Genomic DNA, 16,825 nt, shown 5'->3' with positions numbered 1-16,825 from the left:
ATGGACAAACCCCTGCGTGCGCCCACCCTGCTGGCGGGCCGCTGGTTTGACGGCCTGAGCAGCAAGCCCCGCCCCGTCACGGTGGCGGTGCAACCCGGCACCAAGGGCCCCTCGCTGGCGCTGCATCTGCTGTCAGAGCCCGGGGCGCCCGCTGCGGTGTTCACCCACGACCAGGTCGACTGGCCCGAAGCCTGGAGCGAGCGCCGCCCCCAGCCCCGCGTGGTGGTGGACCTGCGCGAGCGCGGCAGCCTGGAAGTGGACGCCGTCACCCAGTGGTACGCGGCCCTGGCCGCCGCCGGCGCCCGCCCCAGCGTGGCCCAGCGCATGCAAACGCGCTGGCCCTTGCTGCTGGTGGTGATGGCAGTCTCGGCCATCGGCCTGGGGCTGTTTTACCGCTATGGAACCCCGTGGGCGGCCACGCAGCTGACACGCTTTGTACCGCTGGGCTGGGAAACCCGCCTGTCTGACAACGTGCTGCAGCGCATGGACGGCGGATACCTCAAACCCAGCAAACTGCCTGCAGAGCGCCAGGCGCAGCTCACGGCACGCTTTGACGCCCTGGTGCAGCAAACCCCAGCCGGATTGCGGCGCTACCCCGGGTACCAGCCGCAACTGAAGCTGGAGTTCCGCTCGGGCATGCCAGCCAACGCCTTTGCCCTGCCCGGCGGCAAAGTGGTGATGACGGACGACATCGTCAAAGTGGCGGCCGACAAAGGCATCAGCGACGACGCGCTGGTGGGCGTGCTGGCCCACGAAATCGGCCACGTGGTGCACCGCCACGGCATGCGCATGGTGGTGGAGCAAGGCGTGCTGAACATGGGCCTGGGGCTGGCGCTGGGCGACGTGTCCGCAGTGGTGTCCACCGGCGCCACAGTGCTGACCGGCCGCGCCTACAGCCGCAACCACGAGCGCGAGGCCGACTGCTACGCCATCGCCCTGATGGGGCATGCGGCCTTGCCCACCGCCCCCATGGGCAAGCTGCTGCTGGCGATTGCACGTGAAGACGAAGCCGAGGACAAGAAGCGAAAGCCCGGCGAGACCACAGCATCGGCCAATCAGAACCCATCCCCCGCGCCCCAACCCGCCGAAGCGGGTAGCGCGCCCGCCAGTGCACCACAGCCTGCCCCCAAGGCCCCTGTCCAAGCCAAGGCACAAGCGCATCCGGTGTGGTCTTTGCTGAGCAGCCACCCCGACACCGTGCAACGCGCCACCGAGCTGGAGCAAGGGCACGCGCCGCATTGCCCGCGGTAAAGCACGGACTTTAAAGATGGGCTGCCGCACGTCCTGCGGCCTGCTGTAGCGCCGTCTCGTAGGGGTTATGCTGCCCACCCTCATACAGCACCCGGTGCGCCTCGGTAGGCCAGCATCAAACACCTCCCTGCGCTGCTCACCTCTCATTCGTTTAGGAACGTGAATAGGCCAAGCAATAGCGGCGTACCCAATGGCGCGAGAAATGCGGCCCCACAAAACACTGCCAACAGCAGTACAAACGCCCCACTAGTAATCGCACATATAGCCTCACGCGCCCTCAATAGGCACACTGCCACCTGACTTTTGACCCCATAAACTTCAGGAGGATCACCAATGAACGTGAATGCGCTTACCAGTTCGGGAACAGTGCCGGGGGGCAACGCGGCAAGCGAAGGTTTGATCATCAAAGACGGCTTTATCGCCGATCCGCGCGTGGTGGACAAACGCGTGGCGGCACTGGAACACGGCGCGATGACCAAGGTCGATGCCATCGTCCTGCACCAAACCGACAGCAGCACCATGAACCTAGACCACGCCAAAGCCGATGGAATCGGTGCGCACTTTTACATTGAGAAAGATGGCACCATCTACCAGACTGCACGTCTAGACCAAAGCGTGTACAGCGTCGGCAAAATTCGATCCCGATGCGATGACAGTCAGACCTGCGGCAAAGAAGAACAGACAGCGATCGATACGCTCATGCAATCCCATGCGAGTTACGGCGCTAAAGTCAAAACGCTCAACAACCGTGAGCAGGCCAAGGCCTACCCCGATCGATATCCGACCAACGGTGACTCGGTGGCCATTGAAGTGGTCGGAAAATTCGACTCCAAAACAAAGCTGTTCGAACGCCCCACAGCGGAGCAAACCGAATCCCTGCAATGGCTCACTCAAGCACTGAGCCATCACTACCAGCTGGACTTGCAAACGGACGTTTACCGTCACTCCGATATCTCTTACAAACAGGCCGACGAGGCTAAGAGTTTGGTGTTTCAATGAGGGCGCTACTGATCGCCCTCTTGTCTTGTGCGGCCTGTGCATCAGCAATGGCGCAACCACCAAAGCTACACTGGGTACAAAGTTTTGCAGTGAAAGAAAGCGCGCGCAACCACTGTGACGCGCCCCGCTTTAGCGAAGCCGAGTTGAGAGCGTATTTTTTGCACGAAGCCCAGCGGGTACCTGAAGAAGGTTTCGCGCAACGTGACTGGGCCGGTTGCTATGCAGAAGGCTTCGCGATAGACGCACGAGGTAGACGCCAGCTACGCTGGCAGCTCGACGTGTTGGGGACAGGGACCATCACTTGGGCAGATGGCCGAGTCCGTCACTTCGCGCGCGAGCAGTAAGGCATGTCCCGCTCACCGCCTGCTGCCTGCCTTAGCACCTCCCCACGACCAATGTGCGGGCAGCAATCAACGCGTAAGCAGCGAAGTGATCGAGCACACAGCCAAGATAAAGGGCTGGTGCACCTGTATGCACCAGCCCTTTTCAATAAAGTGTGAAGCGCGCCGATAAGCCGGATTCTGTGCACCACGGTTGCCCGCAGTGTGACCGCCATTAATCTGGGCCGGGTGTCGCCACCACGGCTCGGTGCTACCTACCCGCCAACTCTGCGGAACCACATCAACGTTGGCCTACTTGGTATTGCTGCGCGTAGAGATTGCCCGTTTCACCCCCAGTGGTCTACCTTGCGGCACTCCCCCGGGACTCGTCTCTGTTGCTCTGATCCTCACCTCACAGTGGGCAGCCGTTAGCTGCTACGCTGTCCTGTGCAGTCCGGACGTTCCTCCAGTGCCTGGTTTCCCAGATTGCACCAGCGGCGGTCTGGCGCGCTTCACGGCGTGGATTATCCCCCAGTTGGCAATGCCACTCCGCCCCCATACACAACATGGTGTGCTTCGGTCGGCAGAGGAGCCTCCCAGCGATGCAGCATTCGCAGTAATGCCGCATTGGTCAGCGTGGTGTCGCGACGCTGGTTGCGGCGCAGCAGTTCGGGCAAGGGCTGCTCCAAGTGCACGATGTCCACCTGCGCATGGTAGGCATACAACAGGTCCAGCGTCTTGTCGCGCATGCTGTGCGAGAGGTGGGTGGCATTCCATACGAACGGGGCCTGGGCGCGCAGCAGGGCACGCGCCTGGTCCCAAACTTGGTGGGCCACCTTGCCTTCGTTGTCGCCATGGGCCAAACCCAGAGCCTCGCGGGCATCGTCAAACGACACTACAGGAAGGTCTGGTCGGTGCGTTCCCACCCAATGGTTCTTGCCCGATGCGGGCAAGCCACACATCACCGTAACGCGCGATCCCGGCTGCGGGTGCAGCGGCTCGTCTGGATACAGGCGCGTGCCACGGAAGTACTGCAGCGCCGTGTGGACGTCCGCAAAGTGGCGCGGACGGTCCCACGCGCCCTCCTCTCGCACCAGTTCCTCCAGCAAAAGCAGATCTTCCAGATGGCTCGCCTGGTCCTGGCAAACGCGCCCCCGCATGTCGGCACGGGCCACAGCCAGCAATTCGGACCAGCGCAACTCCCATGACAGCTTGCGGACCACGTATTCCGGCGGAGTTCCCCGGTGCGAGTGCCACACGAAGAACGGCTGCTGGTGCACTGCGATCAGGCGGCAGATGGCCTCGCGCAGTTCCCACGGGCAGCCACTGAGCCACAGCAGCACCCGCGCGTCCACCGCGCCGCGCTGGGAATGCCCAGGCTGGCGGATGCGGCCCGTCGCCTCGTCCACCACGGTCGTGGCGGGCTTGGCAATGTCGTGCAGCAGCGCAGCCATGAACATCACCCACTGCCGGTCCAGCAAGGCCTGCTGGAAGGTCGCATCTTCGCGCAGGCACGCAATCGCCCAGCGGGTGTGGGTGCCGACATCGCCTTCGGCGTGGTGCACCGGGTCCTGCGGTGTGGTGTCGAGCACGCGCAGGGCTTCGATGGCCTCACAGCACAGTGCCCAGTCCAGGTCCTGCCCCGGCAGGGGCAGCAGCTTGCGCAGCACCGCATAGGGCGCCACGCGCATCATCAACGGCGCCATAGGGCACCTCCTTTCCGTGCGCGGCGCACACGCGCCGCGTCATTGGCATGGTGGGCTTGCAAAGCCTCCAGGCCGTATAAACATTGCGCCCCCAGGTCTGCCCAGTGGCAACTCATCTGTGGGGCATACAGATCCACACCCGAGGCCAAACCGTTGGGCACGATAGGACGCTCGCTGTGATGCGAGCCCGAATCCAGGATGTGCTGCACAAAATCCGCGCGCACCAGTTTGAAACGCGCCAGCACTTTGTGCTCGTCCTCCAGTTTCACGTACAGCCCCTCGGCCAACGGCGAGGGGTCGCTCTGCTGGCGGCACAGCGCGTGCGGCAGGCCCAGGCGTTCAATGCAGGCGTCCAGGGCCTCACTCCAGCCGGGTGTGCGTGCGAGCGATGGCCCCACCAGCGACCACAGCCAATCGGCCCGCTCGGGCATGGGGCCTTCATACAGCACGGGTACCGAGACCACCGGCAGTCGTGCCAGAAGAGCATGTCGCCGCGGGGTGGACAGAAAGCACTGCTGCGCACGGTCCCACACATCGAACTCCAGCAGGTAATGCGGAAGCTGGTCGTAGAACATCGAGTGCTTGGCAAACATCCATTCGCCGTACAGCACATAGCGGTCGTGCAAACACTCCAGCAGCGCGACTTCGTGCGCTCGGGCCCACGGGTGCAGGGCCGCAAACTGGCGCTCCCGCGCCCCACCCAGCAGGTAATGGCCACGGGACTGCAGGCACAGCTCACCACCTTCGGTGAAAGAGATGGCACAGTTGGCACCGTCCATCTTTTCTTCGATAACGGCGTGGCGGCCAGCCAGCGGCGAGAGGGGTTGCACACCGGGTGCATCGCCAGCCTGGTGGCGCGATCCCTCCAGGTGCGGCGTGCGCGGGTAGCGCAGGATGGGCAGCGAAAGCTGCGCAGCCACAGGGGTATTCAAGAGCGTATTCGCCATGGCGCGCTCCTCCTTACAAATCAGGTCTGATCGGAACGCAACCCGGGTTTGAGGGCACTCAGGCGCAAGGCGAAACGCCGCGCGCTGAGACAGAAGCGGTGCTCCCAGAGCACCACCACAGGTTGCGAAAAACGAAGAAGCCCGACCGCGTGATCTTGGGCGAGAGCAACCGCGCACGAAGAGGCGCGGGGCGAGGCTGGCAGGCGACATGCCGCTGCAGCGCTGAAAGCGATGCCCGCCGATCATGGCATCGGCGAGTACGTCCCAGAGGTGCAGGTCAGAGGTTGCCGGCGCGCGGCTTCAGCAAGCGATGAAGAAGGTATGCATGGAAACTCCTGGCGCCATGGTTCGACGCGATATGCAAGTCTTGAGGAGTGCTTGCCATAGTGAACATCGTCACTCTGGCAAGGGGCGCGATGCTAACGGCTGCACCACACGCAGGTCAATCCGCGCTGTGCGCGGAATGCAACACTCGCGCGCATCGACTCAACGCTGTACGGCCCGCTCCCAATCCAGCCCAAACCGCGCAAGGTATTTGCGCAGCCGGTCTGCATCGTTGACCACCGTGCGCTGAGCGCGCGAAGCCTGAAACAGCTGGCGCCCCGCGTCAGACAGAGTGCGCGCCTGACGGCAGACCTGCAGCACAGCGGCAAGTTGAAGCTGATCGAACAGGTCCATGGACTCCACGGCATCCCTGCCCAGCAACTCCGCCAGATCGTCACGGCCCAAAGTACCTGGGGCGGACGCGATGCCGTTGCGCGCATCGCTGGCAGGTTGCCATAGCCAGCGCAGGCGGGCCATCTCGGCCTCCACCAGGGGCAGGCCAATGCGGCCACTGTCGGCCAAGGTCGCCAGGCGCGTCACACTGGCTGACAAGTCGCGGAAATTGCCCGTCCACAGCGCCTCGGGCGATTGGGCGTAGCGCAGGTAGGCGGTGCGGGCCTCGTTCGACAGGCGCACGCTGCGGCCCAGCTCTTCGCCCGCGCGCACCAGCAGGTGCTCCACGTTGGGCTCTATGTCCTCAGGCCGCTGCGCCAGGCCGGGCAGCACATAGCTCCAGAGGTTGATGCGCGCAAACAGGTCTTCGCGAAAGCGCCCTGCAGCCACCTCGGTGCGCAGGTCGCGGTTGGTGCCTGCCACCAGCTGAAAGTCGCTTTCTACCTCACGGTCACTGCCCATGGGATAAAAGCGCTTTTCTTCCACCGCCTTGAGCAGCATGGCCTGCTCGTCCAGGCCCAGCTCGCCAATCTCGTCCAAAAACAGTACGCCCTCGTGCGCCGCGCGCAGCAGGCCGGGCCGGTCTGCCGCTGCCCCCGTGAAGGCACCCTTTTTGTGGCCAAACAAAGTGGATGCAGCACCATCCCCGCGCAGGGTGGCGCAGTTCACTTCCACAAATGCGCCCTGCACCTGGTGGCGCGCCTTCTTCAGCTCAAACATGCGCCGCGCCAGGTGCGACTTGCCCGCGCCCGTGGGCCCGGTGAACAGGATGGGTGCACGCGAGCGCACCGCCACGCGCTCCACCTCGTCGATCAGTGCGTTGAAGCGCGCGTTGCGCGTGGCAATGCCGCTCTTGAGGAAATCGACCGCATCGCGCTGCTCTGCGCCAAAGCGCTGGGCGATCACGTCGTAGCGCGACAGGTCGAGGTCGATCAGCGCATAACTGCCCGGGTTGCCCGACTGCTGTCGCTTGGGCGGTGAGGTTTGCACCAACACACCCGGAATGCGGCGCGACTCCACCAGCAAAAACAGGCAGATCTGCGCCACGTGGGTGCCGGTGGTGATGTGCGTCCAGTACTCCTCGCGCTCGGTGTCAAAGCGGTAGGTCTGCACCCAGTCAAACAGCTGCGCATACACCTCGCCAAAGTCCCACGGGTCGGCAATGGGCATGGGCACGAGGTTCACCGTAGTCTCGGGCGATGCGATGGCCATGTCGGACTGCACCAGCTGGGCCAGGTCTTTGTGCGCGGGGGTGTAGAGCAGTTCCAGCCGCTCGATCACCACGTCTTCGTGCTGCACCAGCGACACCGTGGGGCGCCACTTCTCCCACCGGCCCGCGCCCCGGCCAGAGTCGAGTTGCGTACCCAGAAAGCCGATCACCACCTTGTTTTTGCGCATGGCTATAAATCCAATTAACTAGCCTTCATTCTAGTAATTATTCATACAGCAGTTAGATGATTCAAACAGAGAAAAAACTTTATCCAATCAAATCAATACGTTAAAAGTATTTCACCCTCACACCAGCCACCTGGCATGCATCTGGCAATGGATAGAGCATCCAGCGCAAGCGGTGACCGCTCACAGGCCGGGGTTAGGACCCACGTTCGCCCCACCGGTGCAGGGAGTCTGGAGTCTCAAGACTCTGTCGATTCCCTGCATGCCGCACACCGCAAACGTTGGGTAAAGGCAAGGTCGTGGTGACGCCTCGCAAGAGGAGATGCCGGGTTCGACTCCCGGCTTGCCACCTTTGGTAGCTCATTGGTAGAGCAACCTCGCAAGAGGTCTGTAGCAGGTTCGATTCCTGCCCATGGTCGCAAGACCATTACTGGAAGTACCGGTCGAGAGACCACCCGCCGAACGCGGGGAGAGCCCCCCAGGTTGCGCCGCAATCGCAAGGGTCCCACCCCGTCAGCCGGTGGCGGTTTGTGCCAGCACCCGGCACAGCCCGCGCCCGCAGCCAGCCGCACTGCCGTCCGTCCCGCCAGGGACAGGACAGCAACCACGGCGCACTGCACGGCCCAGGCTGCGCCCCCTGGCTCCCCGCCATCGCTGTAACGGCAACCCGATATGTGACGAGTGACGACAACGAAGAAGAGAGAGGAAAAAGAGATGCTGAAGATGTTCCAACGCGCCACCGTGAAGAAAAACGAACGCGCACTGCTGCTGCGCAATGGCAGCTTTGACCGCGTGCTGCGCAGCGGCACCTACTGGCTGTTTGCTGGCACCGACGCGCTGCGCGTGGAAACCTTCGCCCTCGAACAACCCGCCTTCACCCACGGCCTGGCCGAGTACCTGATGGCGCAAGAGCCCGCCGTGGTGGCCGCCGAGTTTGTGCAGGTGAGCCTGTCGGAAACCGAAGTGGGCCTGCGCAGCGAAAACGGCGTGCTGGTCGAGATCCTGCCGCCCGGCACCCGCCGCCTTTATTGGAAAGGCCTGGTGGAGGTGAGCGTGCACGTGGTGGACCTGCAAGCGGGCGCTGAACTGCCTGCCGCACTGGTGGCGCGATTGACGCAGACCCAGCTGCGCCAGCGCAGCGTGACCGGATTGGCCGGTGTGCTGCAGGTGCAGGTGCCCGAGGGCCAGTGCGCGCTGTTGACGGTGGACGGCAAGGTGGAGCGCCTGCTGACGGCTGGCACCTACGCCTTCTGGAAATACGGCCGCACCGTGGCCGTGGAGATGGTGGATTTGCGCCTGCAAGCCGTGGAGGTATCGGGCCAGGACATCATGACCCGCGACAAGGTAAGCCTGCGTCTGAACCTGTGCGCCACCTACCGCTACACCGATGTGCTGCGCGCCTTTGCCCAGTTGCAAAAGCCTGCCGACCACCTGTACCGCGAGCTGCAGTTTGCGCTGCGCGCCGCCGTGGGCACCCGCACGCTTGACGAGCTGCTGGAAAACAAGACGGTGATCGACGAAGTGGTGACCGCACACATGGCCGCCAAGCTGCAGCCCTATGGCATGCAACTGGAGAGCGTGGGCGTGAAGGACATCGTGCTGCCGGGCGAGATGAAGACCATCCTGACCCAGGTGGTACAGGCCCAGAAGCAGGCCGAGGCCAACGTGATCCGCCGCCGCGAGGAAACCGCCGCCACGCGCTCGCTGCTCAACACCGCCAAGGTGATGGAGGACAACCCCGTCGCCCTGCGCATGAAGGAGCTGGAGACACTGGAACGGGTGGCTGAGCGCATCGACAAAATCTCGGTGTTCGGCGGCCTGGACCAGGTGCTGAACGGCCTGGTGAAGATGCGTTGAGCCAGGAGTGAAAAGAATAGGGGCGCGCTGGCATAGAAGGGAGCGCCACTGCCAAAAATGTTGTTATTGCCGGCAGCTCGGGTAACACCGAGTACAGCGGGAGAGTCGGTGAACGGGCAAGGTTGAGGATGCAGGTGCTGGCTCCGATGACGGGTCTGCCACTGGCGCGCGTTTCCAACCGTTCACTGGGCCAGAGGAGCAAGGTCACGCTGGACAAGTCTTCGCGATGGCGCAGACCCTGATTTGGGATGGGCTGCAAGGCGCAAAGCGCAGCCATAGCCATTGCTATGGCGAGCATTTGCAACGCCGCAGACCGCCCAAAGCAGGGTGTGCGACGCGCGATGGACTTGTTCAACGTGGCCTTGGACACCCTGGTCGCTGTATTGATGCGGGTTCGAATCCCGTCGCGTCCACCAGAAAGAGAACTGTCATGAAAAAGAAGAAAACCGAAACCCATGCAGCACTTGTGAGCGATCCAAGCAATGCGCTGGAGGCCGCCACGCAGGCGGCCTACAAGGCCTTTGCGAACTACCAGGCACCGCATGGACTGCTGGACGTTTGCACCGCCTGCTGCATGGATGCCGAGCTGGAGCGCGAGATGCGGCACCTGCCGCTACCCCAACTGACCGAGAAGCATTTCTACCAATACAACGATTCGGCCAAGAGCCAGGTGCAGCCTGCGGATGAAATCAAATACCTGGCCCCACGGCTGCTGGAACTGCTGGCCGAAGGCGCCCGGTTGCACCACTCCACCGAGCTGTATCTGGACCGGTTGGGCCGCTGCGAGCCCGGCTCCTTTTCAGCGACAGAACAGGCTGCGCTGCAGGGCTTTGCGCTGGCGTACTTTGCACAAGGCTTGGAGCAATGGCCCGCAGCCAGCGATTCGCTTTTCCAGGGGGATAACGCCTTCACCATCTTGCTCATGTGGGCCTATGCCCGCGTGCCGCTGGAGCCCTTGCTACAGCACTGGCTCGATAGCGACAGCGACGCATCGACCCTGAATTTTGTGGACGCGTGCTATTGGGACTATGTGTGGAATGCCAACCAGATGGGCAACGCGTTTGCCGCTGACCAGGCCGAATACAAACGCACCATGGAGGAATGGCTGAACAGGCCCGCCACCAAGGCACGTTGGGCGGAAAAGCTCCTGTGCCTGGTGGATACAGGCCCCACCAGTTCCTGGCTGCCAGCGGGGGCCGTGGACCATCAGCGCTACCCGCTCCCGGAGCGGATCAGCGCAGTTTTTGACGCGATGACCGCATAACGCCCATCGCCCTAGAAACGAACAACACAACAAAGAAACAACGAGAAAAGAACCATGACCAATAACTACGAACAACTCGAAATCCCGAACGGTGTGCCCGTAAAGATGTGGACGAACGGCGTGCCTGTGGAGGAAGACGCCAAGAACCAGCTGCGCAACATCGCGCGCCTGCCCATCGTGTTCAAGCACGTGGCGGTGATGCCCGACGTGCACCTGGGAATCGGCGCGACCATCGGCTCGGTGGTGCCCACCCTCAAGGCCATCATCCCGGCTGCGGTGGGGGTGGACCTGGGGTGCGGAATGATGGCGTGCAAGACCACGCTCACCGCCAGCGACCTGCCCGACAACCTGTCCGGCGTGCGCGCCGCCATCGAACGCGCCGTGCCGGTGGGGATGACGCCCAAGCGCTTTGGCCGCGATAAGGGAAGCTGGGATACGCCGCCCTCCGAAACCGACCGCGCCTGGGCTGGGCTGGTGGATGAGTTCAAGGAAATCTGCGAGGCGCACCCGCGTATCGAGAAGACCAACAACTACAAGCACCTGGGAACGCTGGGAACGGGTAACCACTTCATCGAAATCTGCCTGGACGAACACCAGTCTGTATGGGTGATGCTGCACTCGGGCTCGCGCGGGGTGGGGAACGCCATCGGCACCCACTTCATCGAGCTGGCCAAGAAGGATACCGAGATGAACCAGCGCAACCTGCCCGACAAGGACCTGGCGTACTTCGAAGAAGGCGCGCAGTACTTCGGTGACTACGTGAAGGCCGTCGGGTGGGCGCAGAAATTTGCCGCCGCCAACCGCGAGGTGATGATGGGCCGCGTGATTGCCGCGCTGCGCAAGGTGATCACCAAGCCCTTCGAGACGCACGTGGAAGCCGTGAACTGCCACCACAACTACGTGCAGCGCGAAACGCACTTCGGGCAAGACGTGTTCGTGACCCGCAAGGGCGCGGTGAGTGCCGAGCAAGGCAAGCTGGGGATCATCCCGGGGAGCATGGGGGCCAAGAGCTTCATCGTGCGCGGAAAAGGCAACCCCGAGAGCTTCAACAGCTGCAGCCACGGCGCAGGCCGCACCATGAGCCGCACCAAGGCGAAGAAGCTGTTCACCGTGGAAGACCAGATCAAGGCGACCGAAGGCGTGGAATGCCGAAAGGATGCGGACGTGATCGACGAGATTCCGATGGCCTACAAGAACATCGACGCGGTGATGGCGGCACAGGAAGACCTGGTGGAAGTGGTGTACACGCTCAAGCAGGTGGTCTGCGTGAAAGGGTGAGCGCCGGTGCAGAGCTGGCAACAGCACCGCACTGCAGATGAAAGGCCAGCATCGATCGCCCCATCCGTTCACGCTGAGCGCAGTCGAAGCGCCGCGCAAGGCTTCGACAGGCTCAGCCCGAACGGGTATTGAATTACTACATTTTTGATAGCTGCTAGCGCTTATAAATAAAGCGCTACAGCCCTTTTTTATGCATACATCAGAACAAAAAGAAATGCTGCGCTCCGCCCACCCGGTGGAGCCCCACATGCGCACGCAGGTGCTGGAAGCCCTGCACGACATCGAAGCCCGGCACGACGTGACCGTGCTCTTTGCCTGCGAATCCGGCAGCCGGGGCTGGGGCTTTGCCTCGCCCGACAGCGACTACGACGTGCGCTTCATCTACGTGAACCGCCTGCCCTGGTATCTGACCGTAGCCCCGGGCCGCGACGTGATCGAGCTGCCCATCAGCGGCGACCTGGATGTGAACGGCTGGGACCTTCGCAAGGCCCTGGGCCTGCTGCGCGAGTCCAACCCCACGCTGCTCGAATGGCTGGGCTCACCCATCGTCTACCGCGAAGAGGCAGACACCATGGCGCAGTTCCGCACGCTGGCGGCGCAAGTGTTCTCCAACGCCAAGGGCTGGCACCACTACGCATCCATGGCCAAGAAGAACTTTCGCGAGCACCTGCAGGCCGACGCGGTGCGCTACAAGAAGTACCTGTACGTGTTGCGCCCCCTGCTGGCCGCGCGGTGGATACGCACGCAGCCCGGCGTGCCACCCATGCGCTTTGCCGAACTGGCCCAGCACACGCTGCACCCCGTGCAGGATGCAGCGCTGGTCGATGAGATCAACGCCCTGCTGGAGGTGAAGATGCGCGCGGGCGAAGCCGCCACCAGCCCGCGCTGGCCCGGCATCCATGCGTTCATCGAGGCCGAACTGGCGCGCAATGCGGCAGAGCCGGTGCAGCCACTGCCCGTGCCCGGCTACGCCGCGCTGGATACGCTGCTGCATGACACCGTGTTGCGGTTCAGCACCCGCACGGCGGCTGAAGCGGAGGCATCGCCATGACAGAACTCGCTGTCACCCCCCTCACCCTCGACGGCTCCACCGGCGAAGGCGGCGGGCAAATCCTGCGCACAGGCCTGGCCCTTTCCATGGTCACGGGCCGGCCGCTGCACATCACGCGCATCCGCGCCGGGCGGCCCAAGCCGGGGCTGATGCGCCAGCACCTGGCCTGCGTGCAAGCGGCGGTGGCCGTGTGCGGCGGGCAGGCCGAGGGGGCTGAGCTGAACTCGCAAACGCTGGTGTTCACGCCCGGCGTGGTGCGTGCAGGCGACTACCGTTTTCAGATCGCCACCGCAGGCAGTTGCCTGCTGGTGCTGCAGACGGTGCTGCCCGCGCTGATGCTGGCCGATGCCCCCAGCCAGGTCGAGCTGATGGGCGGCACGCACAACCCGATGGCACCGCCGTTTGATTTTCTGGAGCGGGCGTTCGCGCCGCTGGTGCGGCGCCTGGGCGTGGGGCTGGAGCTGGAGCTCAAGCGCCGGGGCTTCTTTCCTGCGGGCGGTGGCGAGCTGGTGGCGCGCATCACGCCCACGGCATACACCCAGCAGCCGCTGGTGCCTGTGGATGTGCTGACACGCGGCCCGCTGCAAAACGCCTGGGGCGAGGCACTGGCGCCCGGCATCTCGCGCGGGGTGGCAGTGCGCGAGCTGCAGACCCTGGGCCAGCACATGGGCTGGACACAGGAGTCAGGCCAACTGCGCCAGCCGCCCACCCGCCAGAACGAGGGCCCCGGCAATGCGCTCATCGCCACGCTGGAGCATGCGCACATCACCGAGGTGTTTTGCCAGCTGGGCGAGCGCAGCCTGTCGGCCGAGCAGGTGGCCAAGCGGCTGGTGGACGAGGTGCGCGCCTACCAGCGCAGCGCGGGCGCCCTGGGCCCGCACCTGGCCGACCAGTGGATGCTGCCACTGGCCCTGGCGGTGTGGCGCAGCGGGCAAACGGCGCGCTACACCTGCACCCAGGTGACGCCGCACACAGAGACCAACGCGCAGACCATTGCGCTGGGGCTGCCCGTGCGGGTGCAGATCACGCCGGTGGAGCGGGCCATGCATGTCGAGATTGCACCCGCGTAATCCGCAGCCGATGCCGCAGCGCGGCATATCCATATCACCCAGACAGCACAACAAGTGGTTCAGAATGCGCGTCACATCCCTCCAACCCAATCCGACACCTCACAGGAGACGCCATGAAAGTTGACAACATTCTGCAAACCATCGGCAACACGCCCCACGTGCGCATCAACCGCCTGTTTGGCCCCGGCGCCAATGTGTGGGTGAAGTCCGAGCGCAGCAACCCCGGTGGCTCCATCAAGGACCGCATTGCGCTGGCCATGGTGGAAGACGCGGAAAAATCGGGTGCGCTGCAGCCCGGCGGCACCATCATCGAGCCCACCAGCGGCAACACCGGCATTGGCCTGGCGCTGGTGGCGGCCGTCAAGGGCTACCGCCTGATTCTGGTGATGCCCGACAGCATGAGCATTGAGCGCCGTCGCCTGATGCTGGCCTATGGCGCGCAGTTTGACCTGACCCCGCGCGAGAAGGGCATGAAGGGCGCGATTGCCCGCGCACAAGAGCTGCAGGCGCAGACGCCCGGCGCCTGGATTCCACAGCAGTTTGAAAACCCCGCCAACATCGAGATCCACGTGCGCACCACGGCGCAGGAAATCCTGGCGGACTTCCCCAATGGGCTGGACGCCATCATCACGGGCGTGGGCACCGGCGGGCACCTCTCGGGCACGGCCCGTGTGCTCAAGGCCAAATTCCCGCAACTCAAAGTGTTTGCAGTGGAGCCCACAGCCTCGCCCGTCATCTCGGGTGGCGCACCGGCACCCCACCCCATCCAGGGCATTGGTGCAGGCTTCATCCCCAAAAACCTGGACACCAGCCTGCTGAACGGCGTGATCCAGGTCGATGCCGAACCCGCCCGCGAATACGCCCGCCGCTGCGCGCGTGAAGAAGGCATGCTGGTGGGCATTTCGTCGGGCGCCACGCTGGCGGCCATTGCCCAGAAGCTGCCCGAGTTGCCCCCAGGCGCCAAGGTGCTGGGCTTCAACTACGACACGGGCGAGCGCTACCTGTCGGTCGAAGGCTTCTTGCCCGCCTGAGACGGGGATACAAGCCAAATTGGCATCTAGCGCTTTATAGACAAGCGCAAGAAGCTATTAAATATATAGCACAACAGACAGCTACACGCGGCAACCGGGCCCGCCACATGGCGGGCCTTTTTCATGGGCAGGGCTCTGCGCAGAGCACCCCAGTAAAATCGCGGCCCCACGACTTTGCAAGCCGCCCGATCGACACGGGCCCGCAAGACCATGATCCGACTCTCAGAAATCCGGCTGCCCTTTACCGTGGCCGAAGCCCCAGACGCGCCACTGCGCGCCGCCGTCCCACCCCTGCTGGGCCTCCAACCCGCAGACATTGCCCACATCCACGTCTTCAAGCGCAGCTTTGACGCCCGCAAGGCCGACCTGCTGGCCGTCTACATCGTGGACGTGACGCTGAACCAGCCCGAGCGCGAGGCCGCGCTGCTGGCCCAGTTTGCGGGCAACCCACACATCCAGCCCACTCCCGACATGGCCTGGCACCCCGTAGGCCAGGCGCCTGCCGACCTGCCCCTGCGCCCCGTGGTGGTGGGCTTTGGGCCCTGCGGCATTTTTGCGGCGCTGGTGTTGGCGCAGATGGGCTTCAAGCCCATCGTGCTGGAGCGCGGCAAGACCGTGCGCGAGCGCACCAAGGACACTTGGGGCCTGTGGCGCAAGCGCGAGCTGCATGCCGAAAGCAACGTGCAGTTTGGCGAAGGCGGCGCAGGCACGTTCAGCGACGGCAAGCTCTACAGCCAGATCAAGGACCCGCGCCACCTGGGCCGCAAGGTGATGAACGAGTTCGTCAAAGCCGGTGCGCCCGAAGAAATCCTGTATGTGGCCCACCCGCACATCGGCACCTTCAAACTGGTGAAGGTGGTGGAGAACCTGCGCGAGCAGATCATTGCGCAGGGCGGCGAGATCCGCTTCGAGCAGCGCGTGACGGACGTCATCGTGGAAGGCACTGGCGATAAACGCCACCTGCGCGGCCTCAAGGTGCTGAACCAGGCCACGGGCGAAACCACCGAGCTGCGCGCCGACCATGTGGTGATGGCGCTGGGCCACAGCTCGCGCGACACCTTTGCCATGCTGTACCAGCGCGGTGTGGCCATGGAGGCCAAGCCGTTCTCCATCGGCTTTCGCATCGAGCACCCGCAAAGCGTCATCGACCGCGCCCGCTGGGGCCGCCACGCGGGCCACCCGCTGCTGGGCGCGGCCGACTACAAGCTGGTACACCACGCCGCCAACGGCCGCGCGGTGTACAGCTTTTGCATGTGCCCCGGTGGCACCGTGGTGGCCGCCACCAGCGAACCGAACCGCGTGGTGACCAACGGCATGAGCCAGTATTCGCGCAACGAACGCAACGCCAACGCGGGCATGGTGGTGGGCATTGACCCAAGCGACTACCCCAGCGACCCCGCGGCGTTTGAAGCCCAGCTGGGCCAAACCTATGGCGTGGAGGCACTGCCTGCCGGGCAGTTTCACCCCCTGGCGGGCAGCGTGCTGCAGCGCCAGCTTGAATCCAACGCCTTTGTGCTGGGCGGGCGCGACTACAGCGCGCCTGGGCAACTGGTGGGCGATTTCATTCGGGGCACGCCGTCCAAGCAGCTCGGCGATGTGGAGCCCTCGTACAAGCCCGGCGTGGCCCTGGGCGACCTGCACGCCGCCCTGCCCGGCTACGCCATCGAGGCGCTGCGCGAGGCCCTGCCCGCGTTCGGCCGCAAGATCAAGGGCTTTGACATGCACGATGCGGTGCTGACGGGCGTGGAAACGCGCACCTCATCGCCCCTGAAGATCGGGCGCGGCGACAACCTGCAAAGCCTGAACACGCCCGGTCTGTACCCGGCGGGCGAAGGCGCCAGCTACGCGGGCGGCATTTTGTCGGCCGGGGTGGATGGCATCAAAGTGGGTGAGGCCGTGGCGCGCAGCCTGCTGGGCTGAGCGCCCGCACACCCAGGCA

At 64.2% G+C, this 16,825-nt stretch carries 12 protein-coding genes and 1 other RNA gene; 9 read left to right on the top strand and 4 right to left on the bottom strand.

Annotated elements, in window-relative coordinates; all coding sequences use genetic code 11:
• Together CLU88_RS18750 and CLU88_RS18745 are read left to right on the top strand one after the other, a co-directional pair.
• The gene (locus tag CLU88_RS18750) at positions 1-1,251 is read left to right on the top strand and encodes a M48 family metallopeptidase (RefSeq protein WP_099657894.1); all 1,251 of its coding nucleotides are present in this window, start codon (positions 1-3) and stop codon (positions 1,249-1,251) included.
• A gap of 333 nt (positions 1,252-1,584) precedes the next feature.
• Complete coding sequence (locus CLU88_RS18745) at positions 1,585-2,250, top strand: peptidoglycan recognition family protein (protein ID WP_099657893.1); 666 nt, start codon at positions 1,585-1,587, stop codon at positions 2,248-2,250.
• A gap of 494 nt (positions 2,251-2,744) precedes the next feature.
• On the opposite strand, the gene rnpB is transcribed toward CLU88_RS18745, so the two are convergent.
• The 4 genes from rnpB to rtcR form a co-directional block, all read right to left on the bottom strand.
• Positions 2,745-3,084, bottom strand: an RNA gene (gene rnpB / locus CLU88_RS18740) — RNase P RNA component class A.
• A gap of 10 nt (positions 3,085-3,094) precedes the next feature.
• Positions 3,095-4,276, bottom strand: a complete 1,182-nt coding sequence (locus tag CLU88_RS18735) for an AAA family ATPase (RefSeq protein ID WP_233205531.1) — start codon at positions 4,274-4,276, stop codon at positions 3,095-3,097.
• Positions 4,264-5,223 (bottom strand): RNA ligase family protein, encoded by a 960-nt coding sequence (locus tag CLU88_RS18730; protein WP_099657891.1) that lies wholly within the window; start codon positions 5,221-5,223, stop codon positions 4,264-4,266. The genes CLU88_RS18735 and CLU88_RS18730 overlap by 13 nt, the downstream gene beginning before the upstream one ends.
• Positions 5,224-5,709: 486 nt before the next feature.
• Positions 5,710-7,338 carry an RNA repair transcriptional activator RtcR gene (rtcR, locus tag CLU88_RS18725; RefSeq protein ID WP_099657890.1) on the bottom strand — a complete coding sequence of 543 codons (1,629 nt, stop codon included), beginning with the start codon at positions 7,336-7,338 and terminating at the stop codon, positions 5,710-5,712.
• Between the two features lie 711 nt (positions 7,339-8,049).
• Between rtcR and CLU88_RS18715 the strand changes: the two genes are divergently transcribed.
• From CLU88_RS18715 to CLU88_RS18685, 7 genes are all read left to right on the top strand, one after another.
• Positions 8,050-9,192 (top strand): slipin family protein, encoded by a 1,143-nt coding sequence (locus tag CLU88_RS18715; RefSeq protein WP_099657889.1) that lies wholly within the window; start codon positions 8,050-8,052, stop codon positions 9,190-9,192.
• Positions 9,193-9,622: 430 nt separating this feature from the next.
• On the top strand, positions 9,623-10,456 hold the full coding sequence (locus CLU88_RS18710) for a hypothetical protein (protein ID WP_099657888.1): 834 nt from the start codon (positions 9,623-9,625) through the stop codon (positions 10,454-10,456).
• A gap of 54 nt (positions 10,457-10,510) precedes the next feature.
• On the top strand, positions 10,511-11,734 hold the full coding sequence (locus CLU88_RS18705; protein ID WP_099657887.1) for an RtcB family protein: 1,224 nt from the start codon (positions 10,511-10,513) through the stop codon (positions 11,732-11,734).
• 190 nt (positions 11,735-11,924) lie between these two features.
• On the top strand, positions 11,925-12,785 hold the full coding sequence (locus CLU88_RS18700) for a nucleotidyltransferase domain-containing protein (RefSeq protein ID WP_099657886.1): 861 nt from the start codon (positions 11,925-11,927) through the stop codon (positions 12,783-12,785).
• A complete protein-coding gene (gene rtcA, locus CLU88_RS18695) occupies positions 12,782-13,855 on the top strand; it encodes an RNA 3'-terminal phosphate cyclase (RefSeq protein WP_099657885.1) in 1,074 nt (357 codons plus the stop codon). Before CLU88_RS18700 ends, rtcA begins: the two co-directional genes overlap by 4 nt.
• 113 nt (positions 13,856-13,968) lie before the next feature.
• Positions 13,969-14,886 (top strand): cysteine synthase A, encoded by a 918-nt coding sequence (cysK, locus tag CLU88_RS18690; protein ID WP_099657884.1) that lies wholly within the window; start codon positions 13,969-13,971, stop codon positions 14,884-14,886.
• A gap of 210 nt (positions 14,887-15,096) precedes the next feature.
• Positions 15,097-16,806 (top strand): NAD(P)/FAD-dependent oxidoreductase, encoded by a 1,710-nt coding sequence (locus tag CLU88_RS18685; RefSeq protein WP_099657883.1) that lies wholly within the window; start codon positions 15,097-15,099, stop codon positions 16,804-16,806.
• Positions 16,807-16,825: the final 19 nt, after the last annotated feature.

Origin of the sequence: Acidovorax sp. 56 (genome assembly GCF_002749705.1) — a bacterium.
In the GTDB taxonomy this organism is placed as follows: Bacteria; Pseudomonadota; Gammaproteobacteria; order Burkholderiales; family Burkholderiaceae_C; genus Acidovorax.
Note: the sequence above shows the minus strand (reverse complement) of the source record. Positions and strands in the feature narration are given on the sequence as shown.

Excerpts from the sequence above, each read along its gene's own strand:
- CLU88_RS18710 (WP_099657888.1), top strand. The coding sequence starts at position 9,623 with ATGAAAAAGAAGAAAACCGAAACCCATGCAGCACTTGTGAGCGATCCA.
- CLU88_RS18705 (WP_099657887.1), top strand. The coding sequence starts at position 10,511 with ATGACCAATAACTACGAACAACTCGAAATCCCGAACGGTGTGCCCGTA.
- cysK (WP_099657884.1), top strand. The coding sequence starts at position 13,969 with ATGAAAGTTGACAACATTCTGCAAACCATCGGCAACACGCCCCACGTG.
- CLU88_RS18730 (WP_099657891.1), bottom strand. The coding sequence starts at position 5,223 with ATGGCGAATACGCTCTTGAATACCCCTGTGGCTGCGCAGCTTTCGCTG.
- CLU88_RS18700 (WP_099657886.1), top strand. The coding sequence starts at position 11,925 with ATGCATACATCAGAACAAAAAGAAATGCTGCGCTCCGCCCACCCGGTG.
- CLU88_RS18685 (WP_099657883.1), top strand. The coding sequence starts at position 15,097 with ATGATCCGACTCTCAGAAATCCGGCTGCCCTTTACCGTGGCCGAAGCC.
- rtcR (WP_099657890.1), bottom strand. The coding sequence starts at position 7,338 with ATGCGCAAAAACAAGGTGGTGATCGGCTTTCTGGGTACGCAACTCGAC.
- CLU88_RS18750 (WP_099657894.1), top strand. The coding sequence starts at position 1 with ATGGACAAACCCCTGCGTGCGCCCACCCTGCTGGCGGGCCGCTGGTTT.
- CLU88_RS18745 (WP_099657893.1), top strand. The coding sequence starts at position 1,585 with ATGAACGTGAATGCGCTTACCAGTTCGGGAACAGTGCCGGGGGGCAAC.
- CLU88_RS18735 (WP_233205531.1), bottom strand. The coding sequence starts at position 4,276 with ATGGCGCCGTTGATGATGCGCGTGGCGCCCTATGCGGTGCTGCGCAAG.
- rtcA (WP_099657885.1), top strand. The coding sequence starts at position 12,782 with ATGACAGAACTCGCTGTCACCCCCCTCACCCTCGACGGCTCCACCGGC.
- CLU88_RS18715 (WP_099657889.1), top strand. The coding sequence starts at position 8,050 with ATGCTGAAGATGTTCCAACGCGCCACCGTGAAGAAAAACGAACGCGCA.